Genomic DNA, 10,207 nt, shown 5'->3' on the forward strand with positions numbered 1-10,207 from the left:
GGATCTGGAAAGATGAGCGAGTCAATAGAGATGGATATGGAGGGAGTGGAGCATCTTCCGCTAAGTGAATTTACCGAGAAGGCCTATCTGGATTACTCAATGTATGTAATCCTGGATCGAGCACTTCCTCATGTTGGTGATGGTCTAAAGCCGGTGCAGCGTCGTATTGTATATGCGATGTCAGAGCTGGGGCTCTCTGCAACAGCCAAGTTCAAGAAGTCAGCCAGAACAGTGGGTGATGTATTGGGTAAATTCCACCCCCATGGTGACTCTGCGGCCTATGAGGCGATGGTGTTGATGGCACAGAATTTCTCCTATCGTCATCCATTAATTGATGGACAGGGCAACTGGGGCTCTCAGGATGACCCCAAATCATTCGCAGCCATGCGTTACACGGAATCACGTCTGACCCGTTATTCAGAGATTCTGTTGAGTGAACTGGGGATGGGCACTGTAGAGTGGCAACCAAATTTTGATGGCACTCTCAAAGAGCCAATACTACTGCCGGCACGTCTGCCAAATATTTTACTTAATGGTGGTTCTGGTATTGCAGTAGGGATGGCTACAGATATTCCTCCACACAATCTGCGTGAGGTAGCATCGGCCTGTATCCGTCTGTTGGAGAATCGCAAGGCGACAGTAGATGATCTATTGGAGCATGTTAAGGGGCCCGACTATCCAACTGATGCGGAGATTATTACGCCCAGGGAAGATATACAGGAGATATATCGTACCGGTCACGGCTCTATCAGGATGCGTGCTGTTTGGGAGAAGGAGGGCAGTGATCTGGTTATCACAGCACTGCCGCATCAGGTCTCTGGTAACAAAATTCTGGAGCAGGTGGCTACCCAGATGCGTTCAAAGAAGCTTCCAATGGTTGATGATCTACGTGATGAGTCAGATCATGAAAATCCAACCAGGCTCGTAGTGGTGCCACGTTCCAACCGAGTTGATGTTGAACAGCTGATGTCGCATCTATTTGCAACTACTGATCTTGAGCGTACCTACAGGGTTAATCTCAACATGATCGGGATCGATGGACGCCCCGGGGTCAAGGGGATTCATAAATTACTGAAAGAGTGGTTGGAGTTTCGTGAGCAGACTGTACGCAGACGTCTCGAACATCGTCTGGAGAAAGTGTTGCAACGACTCCATATTCTCGATGGTCTTTTGGTTGCCTATCTAAATATTGATGAGGTGATTGCAATCATCCGTAGCGAGGACAAGCCGCGTCCGGTATTGATGAAGCGTTTTAACCTGAGTGAGATTCAGGCTGATGCCATTCTTGATCTGAAACTGCGACATCTGGCAAAGCTGGAGGAGATAAAGATAAGGGGTGAGCAGGAGGAGCTTGAGGAGGAGAGAGATAGTCTGGAGAAGGTTTTGGGGTCCACTCGTCGTCTGCGCACCATGATTCGCAATGAGATTACAGCAGATGCCGAGAAGTATGGGGATGACCGTCGTTCACCAATCGTAGTACGCGACAGTGCTCAGGCAATAGATCCGTCTACCCTTGTGCCGTCAGAACCGGTAACAGTGGTGCTGTCAGAGAAGGGTTGGGTGCGAGCGGCAAAGGGACATGATGTGGATGCAACTGCTCTCAACTACAAGAGCGGGGATGGATATCTGGCTTCCAGTAATGGACGTAGCAATCAACCAATCTATTTCCTGGGCTCCTCGGGCAGAAGTTATACGGTTCAGGCTAGTACTCTGCCATCTGCCAGAGGACAGGGTGAGCCTCTAACCGGACGCCTATCAACACCATCTGGAGAGGGTTTTGTTGATGTTATTGGCGGTGCACTGGAGCAGAAGATATTGGTTTCATCTGATGCCGGCTACGGATTTATTGCAACTATTGGCGATCTCTCATCCAACAAAAAGGCGGGCAAGGCATTTCTCCGCCTGCCCAAGGGTGCAGAGGCAATGAAGGTAATTTCGGTTATTGAGAATGCCCAGTGGTTGGCAGTTGCCAGTAATGAGGGGCGGTTATTGCTGTTTCCATTCCATGAGCTTCCAGAGTTGGCCAAGGGTAAGGGCAACAAGATGATTGGCATCCCATCCAAACGGGTCGATAGCAGAGAGGAGTTTGTGGCAGGTGTTGCTGTTTTGGGCGATGGAGACGGCCTTACCGTTGTCTCCGGAAAGCGTACACTGAAATTGAAGCCATCTGATTTGGAAAATTATTATGGGGAGCGTGGGCGCAGAGGCAGTAAATTGCCGCGCGGATTCCAGAGAGTAGAAGGTCTGTTGACGGGAATTAAGTAGAGCTCTCCTAGACTATCTCCAGAGAAACCTCACTGAAGTCACCACTTTCCATTCTGTAGCCACGCATCTCCAGTACACCTTCTGTATTCAGTGAGATAACAAGGTAGAGGGAGTCAGGGTAGGCAGCATCCATCAGATCCTTGCGAGATGGTTTTGCCGGGGAGTGGGGGTGCGAGTGATAGATTGCCCAGAGTGATGTCCCTCTCTCTCTGATATCTCTCATGGCTGTAATCTGTCCTATGGGGTCCATCTCAAACCGGGATTCCGGATCTGGTGAAACATTAGTGATTGGGTAGATTTTCGAGGCGATAACAGCAACCCCACCAATTAGTCCGCAGACCTCCTGTTCAGGACTATTCTGCGCCTCTGCAAGTAGCTGTACCGCCAGTGGTCTGGGGATTTGTGCGCTCATCCGTGGTCTCCACAGGCCGGACACTCCGGATCCTTTGGTAACTTAAGAGTGCGCCACTCCATGGTAAGAGCATCAAGCAACATCAGCTTGCCACTTAGGGTCTCCCCTATATTCATGATGATCTTCATCGCCTCCAGTGCCTGCATACTCCCTATTATTCCAACCAGAGGTGCAAGCACACCAGTCTGAGTACAGGTTTCATCAAGCTCATCTCCCCCCTTGTATAAACAGCGGTAACAGGGGCTGTTTTCCTGATCAGGCCTGAATACTGAAATCTGCCCCTCCATCCGTATCGCTGCACCTGAGACCAGGGGGGTGCCATGTTTGATACAAGCATCGTTAACAGCAAACCTGGTGGTGAAGTTATCGCTACAGTCCAGTACCAGATCAACCTTGGCAATCTCGCTCTCCATCTCCTCGACAGATAGACGTTTATTAATTGTGGTAATGCCGGTGTCAGGGTTAAGGTTGAGCAGGGCCTCTTTTGCAGACTCTACCTTGGGGCGACCGATATCTGCAGTGGTATGGATAATCTGTCGTTGTAGATTGGATAGATCCACATCATCAAAATCAACCAGAGTCAGGTGTCCGGCTCCAGCAGCAGCCAGATAGATAGCTGCAGGGGCACCCAATCCACCCATGCCAACAATAAGGATGTTTGCCTTGAGTAACCGCTCCTGCCCATCTGCTCCAACCTGTGGCAGCATGATTTGGCGGCTATATCGCAGCAATTCGTTATCAGACTCTAATGCCATAAGTGATTCGTTCTAGCCCAGCAAGATCATGCAGGGTTGTGACTCCTGAAAAATTGTTGTGTTGAAACAGAGAGCGTACCTTTTTTCCCTGATCGTATCCATGTTCCACCATAAGAATTCCATCAGGCAAGAGATAGCCTCTTGCATTGTTAACCAGATGGTTGAGATCATCCATTCCGCTGTCACCAGATATTAGTGCCGAGTCTGGTTCATAACGTAGATCACCCTGCTCAAGATGGGGGTCACTGCTGGCAATATAGGGAGGGTTGGAGAGAATCAGGTCGTAGCGCTGATCTATGCTATCAAGTGGCTCAAACCACGACCCTTGCAGAAATTTGATATTTTTCAGATGATGACTGTGGCCATTCTCTCTTGCAACAGCAAGAGTAGCGGCTGATTGGTCCGTGGCAGTAATGGTGCATCCTGCACGTTCGTTGGCAACAGCAATAGCGATAGCTCCGCTTCCTGTTCCAAGGTCGGCGATCTTCCACTCGGCCTCTTCTGGCACAAGCCCAAGCACCTGCTCAACCATGACTTCTGTCTCCGGTCTCGGCACCAGGGTATCGGCAGTAATTTTCAGAGAGAGAGACCAGAACTCCTGTTTCCCAATCAGATGAGCAACAGGTTCTCCATCTGCTCGGCGCTGGATCAGATTAGAGAAAAGATGGAGGTTATCGTTGTCAATAGTAGACTCTGGCCAGGTATGGAGCCAGGTACGACTTCTGCCTATAACATTGCCAAGCAGTAGCTCACTGTCTAGGTGAGCAGTATCAGATCCGGATTTGGTTAGCTGCTCGGTTGCATGTTGTAGAGATTGCTCGATGGTGGTCATCAGGCCTCGTTGGCAAGTGCGGCCAGCTGATCTGCCTGATGCTCATTGATAAGTGGTTCAATAATGTGATCGAGACTTCCCATCATGATCTCATCAAGTTTATATAGGGTCAGATTTATGCGGTGATCAGTGACTCTCCCCTGTGGAAAGTTGTAGGTACGAATTCGCTCTGAGCGATCACCGCTGCCGACCAGATTTCTTCTATTCTCCGCTACCTCGGCACTCTGCTTGTCGCGCTCTGCAGTGAGCAGTTTTGCCGAGAGTAGAGTCATGGCACGCGCTCGGTTTTTGTGTTGTGAACGTTCATCCTGACACTCCACTACAACTCCAGTGGGAAGGTGGGTAAGGCGAATGGCAGAATCAGTTTTGTTGACATGCTGCCCACCTGCACCAGAGGCACGAAAAGTATCTACCTTCAGATCGCTGGGGTTGATGTCGATGTGATCAACCTCTTCAACCTCAGGCAGTATCGCTACAGTTGCAGCAGAGGTGTGTACACGTCCCTGTGACTCAGTCTCTGGCACTCGCTGAACACGATGTGCACCAGACTCAAACTTTAGTCTGGAGTAGGCGCCCTTGCCGACAATGCGGGCAATAATCTCTTTGTAGCCACCATGTTCCCCCTCATTCTGGCTCATAATCTCCAGCTGCCAACGGCGCTGTTCTACGTAGCGGGCATACATGCGGAACAGATCTCCAGCAAATATTGCAGCTTCATCCCCACCTGTGCCTGCACGTACCTCAAGAAATATATTGCTCTCATCCTTTGGGTCTTTTGGCAGCAGAAGTTTCTGTAGTTCCAGCTCCAGCTCATCCTTGCGTTCTGTTGCTATGGACAGCTCCTCCGCAGCCATCTCCCGCATCTCCGGATCACTCTCATTTCGCATCTCCCTGGCGGCCTCGATATCATTCATAACTTCTTGGTATTGCTCATAGAATGAGACAACAGGGGTGACTTGGGCATGTTCCTGGGAGAGTGTACGAAACCTGTTGTTGTCACGTATTGTTTCCGGATCGGAAAGCAGTGCATTGAGCTCCTCCAGTCGAGCGCTGAGATTGTCCAGTTTTAGAAGAATGGAATCTTTCATATGTATGTTTCTGTTTATAGGGGAGGGACAGCAATGAAGTAGCTCAGCCTCGATATCAGAGAGCTATGGCAAGAGAGTACAGCTAATGATTATCCAGATTAAACAGTGTGCGAGTGGCACCTATCAGGTTATTTCGTTCATCATTTCCAGCAGACCTAAGCTGGCTACAGGGAGAGTGAATTAGCTTATTGGTAAGCTGGTGTGCCAGAACATCAAGGATGTGTTGAGGGTCTTCACCGGCGGCGAGCATCTTGCTTGATTTAATCAGCATCTCTTCACGAGTACGGTCGGCTTGTGCGCGAAAGGCACGAATGGTTGAGACCGATCCTTGTGCATCTACCCAGTCCATAAAGTGAACAACCTGAGTGTCAATAATCTCCTCAGCCTGCTTGGCAGCATCCTGACGTGACTTCATGTTTTCCTGGATTACCTCCTGCAGATCATCAACCGTGTAGAGATAGACATCCTCAAGATTATCCACCTCTGGCTCAATGTCACGAGGCACAGCAATATCAACCATGAACATGGGCTGGTGGCGGCGATCCTTGAGCGCACTCTCAACAGCACCTTTTCCAAGAATTGGAAGTGGACTGGCAGTGGAGGAGATTACAATATCGGCCTCGCTCAGATGATCCGGGATTTCTGTTAATGAGATAGCGTAACCACCAAACTCCTCTGTCAGTTTGTGCGCCTTCTCGACAGTTCTGTTGGCAACAATCATCTTCCCAATACCCTGCTCATGAAGGTGACGGGCTGCAAGTTCAATAGTCTCACCAGCACCAATCAACATAACAGATTTTCCGCTCAGATCACCAAAGATCTGTTTGCCCAGAGAGACGGCAGCAAAGGCAACTGATACCGGACTACTGCCAATTGCAGTATCGGTACGTACCTGTTTGGCAGATTTAAAAGTGTGCTGAAATAGACGATTAAGGATTTTCCCGGTTGTCCCAGCCTCATTGGCGGCAGTGAATGCTGTCTTCATCTGCCCAAGAATCTGGGGCTCTCCCAAAACCAGAGAGTCCAATCCGCTGGCAACACGTAGCATATGGCGTACCGCATCATGGTCAGGATGCAGGTAGGTATAAGGCCTTACCTTGCCACTCTCCAGGCGGTGAAAATCACTAAGCCATTCAACAACCCTGTTCTCATTGTATTCTTTCATGCCACAGTAAATTTCTGTGCGATTACAGGTAGAGAGAATTGCTGCCTCATTAAAGTCAGAGTTTGATGTCAGATCCTTTAGTGCGTACGGAATTTTCTCCGGAGCAAAGGAGACCTTCTCCCTGATATCTACAGGAGCTGTCTTGTGGTTTATGCCAAATGCGACCAGTGTCATGGGGTATTTATTCTATCTCTCCTCAATTGGGACGAATTTTGATGGATTCCCATAGAAAACACAAGAATGAATAGATGCATTTGCCTGATTCTTCATGGTACTCTGATATGTCAATAATGGATGGTATTAGAGTGAAAACAATTCCGCAGCTTCTTGCCCTGACTCTTTTGGCACTCTTGACTGGTTGTGCAAGCATGAAGAGCACCCTGGCAGACCCCCAAGATATAGCTGTTGTCCCAGCGGCACATGAAGCCGGTGACAGCATTATGTTTAATGTGTTGGTTGCCGAGATCTCGGCACGGCGTGGAGACCATGACTCCACCTATGAATACTACCAGCGCGCAACCAGACAGACTGATAATCCGGCAATTGCAGAGCGCGGTGCCCGTCTCTCCATTCATAGCCAGAATGTTGAACGAACCATAAGTTCTACTGAAACCTGGGTTGAGCGCGCTCCCGAGAGTGTTGAGGCGAGGAGAATACTTGGCGCTCTGTTGCTGCGAAATCATCAACCTGATTTAGCGGTAAAACATTTTGAGAAAATTATCGCCCTGAAAGAGGCGGATGCGGATGGTGGAGTGCTCGGTGCATTTATGTTGATAGCAGAGCAGCTGAGAAAAGAGCCTAACAAGGTGGTAGCAAGCCAGGTGTTGCGGAAGGTGGTGCGACGATCTATTGAGGTGCCGGAGGCGTGGTATGTTCAGGCATGGTATTACACCAAGACAAAAAAACCTGAGAAGGCGATGGAGTCGGTTGATCGTGCACTGAGTCTGCGTCCTGGATGGGGCAAGGCGGTGGTGCTCCGTGTATCTATCATGGAGTCGCTTGGTGAGACCAAAGAGGTTTTGAGTTTTCTTGAGGAGCAGGTCGAGGAGTTTACTGGTGATGCAGATATTTTTATTCGCTATGGCCAGGCCTTGCTCTCTCAGGGGAGGGATTATGAGGCGCTGATTCAGTTTAAGAGTGCGCTGGATATTCATCCTCGTTCAGCAGAAATTCTGAGTTCGATTGTTTTGGTTCACCTCAGCAATAAAAATTATAAACATGCAAGGCCATTCCTGACGCGCCTACTGGAGATTGACGGGCAGGAAGACAAGGCCAACTACTACTTTGGAGAGCTTGAAGAGGGGTTGGGAAATCGGAAAGAGGCAATTACCCACTATGCATCGGTAACTCATGGATTAATCTACTTTAATGCACGGATACGAATGGCGACCCTGATTGCCGAGGCAGATATTGATGCAGGTATCTCTGTTCTTCGTGGCCTATCACTCCATGACAATCGCAGACGTATCCAGGTTCTATTGCTAGAGGGGGGGTTGCTGGAAGAGTCTGGTCGTTATATTGATGCGATTGAAACCTATAGTCAGGCACTGGAGCTGAGTCCAGGGAATGAGGATATTCTCTATACCAGAGCAATGGCAGGTGATCTGGCTGGCAGGCTGGATATTCTGGAGCGCGACTTACGTGCAATCCTGGACAAGAATTCAGGCAATTACCATGCATGGAATGCGCTTGGATACACCCTGACACTACGTACAACCCGTTATGAAGAGGCAAGAGGATATCTGGAAAAGGCAATTGCACTGCGCCCCAATGACTTCTATGTGCTCGATAGTATGGGTTGGGTGCTCTACAAGATGGGGCAAATTGGAGAGGCGCTGGACTATCTGACTCGTGCACTGGATGCCAAGCAGGATGCAGAAGTGGCAGCACATCTGGGTGAGGTTAGATGGGTCAGTGGAGATCAGGATGGGGCCAGCAAGGTCTGGGCGCTTGCAAAGGAGCTAGATGAGAACAATCCAATATTGGTCGAGATCCTGGAACGTTTCTCGCAATAATTTTTCCCCCATTTTTTATCTGCTGTTGGTTCTGCTTGCGGGCTGTTCGGCTGTGCCGGAACGAATCCAGCCAGTTGAGGTGGTAGCCTGGGAGGTTAGGCAGCAACAACTTGCTACACTGCAGGAGTGGAGTGTGGATGGACGTGTGGCATTTCGTTCTGGGCTGGACGGGGGGCAGAGTGGTTTTTCGTGGCAACATACGGCCCAATCTCAACGTTTTGATCTCACCGGAATTTTGGGAGCTGGGTCATTTAGCCTAAAAAGTGGCCTGTCTGGTGTTGAGCTTACAACGGGAGATGGCGAGATCTACAGGGGAGAAGATCCAGAGCGGTTATTGTTTGAGATTAGTGGATGGAGATTTCCTGTGAAGGAGGCTAGTTACTGGGTAAGAGGATTGCCTGACCCACAATTCAGTGCGCTTCCCATGGTGCTGGATAAGAAAAATCGACTCCAACTTATGGCGCAGTCAGGCTGGAGTGTTGAGATTATCAGATATCAATATGTTGGAGAGTTGGAACTTCCTGCATTGGTGGCGATGGAGAGAGGTGATGTGCGGGTCAAATTACGGTTAACCAACTGGAAGATAGGGTAGTATCAAAAGTGGAGACCCAGCAACAAACTGTCTGGCCGGCACCAGCAAAACTCAACCTTTTTCTTCATGTAACAGGACGTCGTAGCGATGGTTATCATGAGCTTCAGACCGTATTCCAGTTTGTTGATCTGCAGGATCAGATCTCGATTGAGGTTACAGATAGCGGAGAAATTGAGCGTCCAACAGGACTTGAAGGGGTGAGTGCAGAGGATGATCTGGTCGTACAGGCTGCAAAAGCCCTGCAAAAACAGACGGATACATCATTTGGCGCAATAATTAATGTGGATAAGCAGATCCCGGCCGGTGGTGGGCTAGGGGGCGGAAGCTCGGATGCGGCAACCATCCTGGTTGCTCTCAACAAGCTGTGGTCGACCGGTCTGTCTCAAGCTGAGCTCTCTGCAATAGGATTGCAACTGGGGGCTGATGTGCCGATCTTTATCTACGGAAAATCTGCGTGGGCAGAAGGGGTTGGAGAAGAGTTGGTAACTGTTGAGCCACCTGAATACACTTATCTTCTGCTTGACCCTGGAGTTTCGGTCTCTACCGCAGATATTTTTCAAGCGAAAGAATTGACACGAAACACTCCAAAAGCGAAAATAGCCGGCTTTCTGCGTGGCTCTTTGGCCAATAGTGGAAGGAATGATTGCGAGCCCGTTGTTATTGCACGCTATCCAGAGATTGCAGAGGCTCTGAAATGGCTCTCTCAATTTGGTGATGCAAGAATGACCGGAACAGGTGGTTGTCTGTTCGTTGCATTAAGTGATCATGCAGAGGCCGAACGAATTAGAGGACAGCTGCCTGAAAAATGGAGTGGTTTTGTGGTTAGAGGAATGAATAGATCACCTTTGGTCACGGGGTAAAAAGATATTCGGGTGTCGTCTAACGGCAGGACAGCAGGTTTTGATCCTGCGAATCGTGGTTCGAATCCATGCACCCGAACCAAGCATAAAGACATGCTGGTAAATAAAAGACAGTATGAGGTTTAATGAGGTTAGGATGTTTCGGAACGCGCAACGAAGTGGAGCGGTAATCCATGCACCCGAACCAAGCATAAAGACATGCTGGTAAATAAAAGACAGTATG

At 49.3% G+C, this 10,207-nt stretch carries 9 protein-coding genes and 1 tRNA gene; 5 read left to right on the forward strand and 5 right to left on the reverse strand.

The features are described from left to right. Positions 1-12 precede the first annotated feature (12 nt). The gene (parC, locus tag AC3ZFK_RS00655) at positions 13-2,265 is read left to right on the forward strand and encodes a DNA topoisomerase IV subunit A (RefSeq protein WP_487505847.1); all 2,253 of its coding nucleotides are present in this window, start codon (positions 13-15) and stop codon (positions 2,263-2,265) included. Between the two features lie 7 nt (positions 2,266-2,272). On the opposite strand, the gene AC3ZFK_RS00660 is transcribed toward parC, so the two are convergent. The 5 genes from AC3ZFK_RS00660 to hemA all read right to left on the reverse strand — a co-directional run bounded on the left by AC3ZFK_RS00660 (position 2,273) and on the right by hemA (position 6,691). Next, entirely contained in the window at positions 2,273-2,677 is a 405-nt protein-coding gene (locus AC3ZFK_RS00660) for a M67 family metallopeptidase (protein WP_487505848.1), read from the reverse strand. Beyond that, positions 2,674-3,432 carry a HesA/MoeB/ThiF family protein gene (locus AC3ZFK_RS00665; protein ID WP_487505849.1) on the reverse strand — a complete coding sequence of 253 codons (759 nt, stop codon included), beginning with the start codon at positions 3,430-3,432 and terminating at the stop codon, positions 2,674-2,676. The genes AC3ZFK_RS00660 and AC3ZFK_RS00665 overlap by 4 nt, the downstream gene beginning before the upstream one ends. Continuing rightward, positions 3,416-4,264 (reverse strand): peptide chain release factor N(5)-glutamine methyltransferase, encoded by an 849-nt coding sequence (prmC, locus tag AC3ZFK_RS00670; RefSeq protein ID WP_487505850.1) that lies wholly within the window; start codon positions 4,262-4,264, stop codon positions 3,416-3,418. Before prmC ends, AC3ZFK_RS00665 begins: the two co-directional genes overlap by 17 nt. After that, positions 4,264-5,352 carry a peptide chain release factor 1 gene (gene prfA / locus AC3ZFK_RS00675; protein ID WP_487505851.1) on the reverse strand — a complete coding sequence of 363 codons (1,089 nt, stop codon included), beginning with the start codon at positions 5,350-5,352 and terminating at the stop codon, positions 4,264-4,266. The genes prmC and prfA overlap by 1 nt, the downstream gene beginning before the upstream one ends. Before the next feature lie 82 nt (positions 5,353-5,434). Beyond that, positions 5,435-6,691 carry a glutamyl-tRNA reductase gene (gene hemA, locus AC3ZFK_RS00680; protein ID WP_487505852.1) on the reverse strand — a complete coding sequence of 419 codons (1,257 nt, stop codon included), beginning with the start codon at positions 6,689-6,691 and terminating at the stop codon, positions 5,435-5,437. Positions 6,692-6,822: 131 nt separating this feature from the next. On the opposite strand from hemA, the gene AC3ZFK_RS00685 reads away from it, so the two are divergent. From AC3ZFK_RS00685 to AC3ZFK_RS00700, 4 genes are all read left to right on the forward strand, one after another. After that, the gene (locus AC3ZFK_RS00685) at positions 6,823-8,532 is read left to right on the forward strand and encodes a tetratricopeptide repeat protein (RefSeq protein ID WP_487505853.1); all 1,710 of its coding nucleotides are present in this window, start codon (positions 6,823-6,825) and stop codon (positions 8,530-8,532) included. Then, on the forward strand, positions 8,483-9,124 hold the full coding sequence (gene lolB / locus AC3ZFK_RS00690) for a lipoprotein insertase outer membrane protein LolB (RefSeq protein WP_487505854.1): 642 nt from the start codon (positions 8,483-8,485) through the stop codon (positions 9,122-9,124). Before AC3ZFK_RS00685 ends, lolB begins: the two co-directional genes overlap by 50 nt. An 8-nt stretch (positions 9,125-9,132) precedes the next feature. Next, a complete protein-coding gene (gene ispE / locus AC3ZFK_RS00695; RefSeq protein WP_487505855.1) occupies positions 9,133-9,984 on the forward strand; it encodes a 4-(cytidine 5'-diphospho)-2-C-methyl-D-erythritol kinase in 852 nt (283 codons plus the stop codon). A gap of 8 nt (positions 9,985-9,992) precedes the next feature. Next, positions 9,993-10,066, forward strand: a tRNA-Gln gene (locus AC3ZFK_RS00700). The last annotated feature ends 141 nt before the right edge of the window (positions 10,067-10,207 follow it).

The sequence above is a fragment of the Candidatus Thiopontia autotrophica genome (assembly GCF_982804495.1).

Bases quoted from the DNA above. Each gene is read 5' to 3' on its own strand.
- lolB (WP_487505854.1), top strand. From the start codon at position 8,483: ATGAGAACAATCCAATATTGGTCGAGATCCTGGAACGTTTCTCGCAAT.
- parC (WP_487505847.1), top strand. From the start codon at position 13: ATGAGCGAGTCAATAGAGATGGATATGGAGGGAGTGGAGCATCTTCCG.
- AC3ZFK_RS00665 (WP_487505849.1), bottom strand. From the start codon at position 3,432: ATGGCATTAGAGTCTGATAACGAATTGCTGCGATATAGCCGCCAAATC.
- hemA (WP_487505852.1), bottom strand. From the start codon at position 6,691: ATGACACTGGTCGCATTTGGCATAAACCACAAGACAGCTCCTGTAGAT.
- prfA (WP_487505851.1), bottom strand. From the start codon at position 5,352: ATGAAAGATTCCATTCTTCTAAAACTGGACAATCTCAGCGCTCGACTG.
- prmC (WP_487505850.1), bottom strand. From the start codon at position 4,264: ATGACCACCATCGAGCAATCTCTACAACATGCAACCGAGCAGCTAACC.
- AC3ZFK_RS00660 (WP_487505848.1), bottom strand. From the start codon at position 2,677: ATGAGCGCACAAATCCCCAGACCACTGGCGGTACAGCTACTTGCAGAG.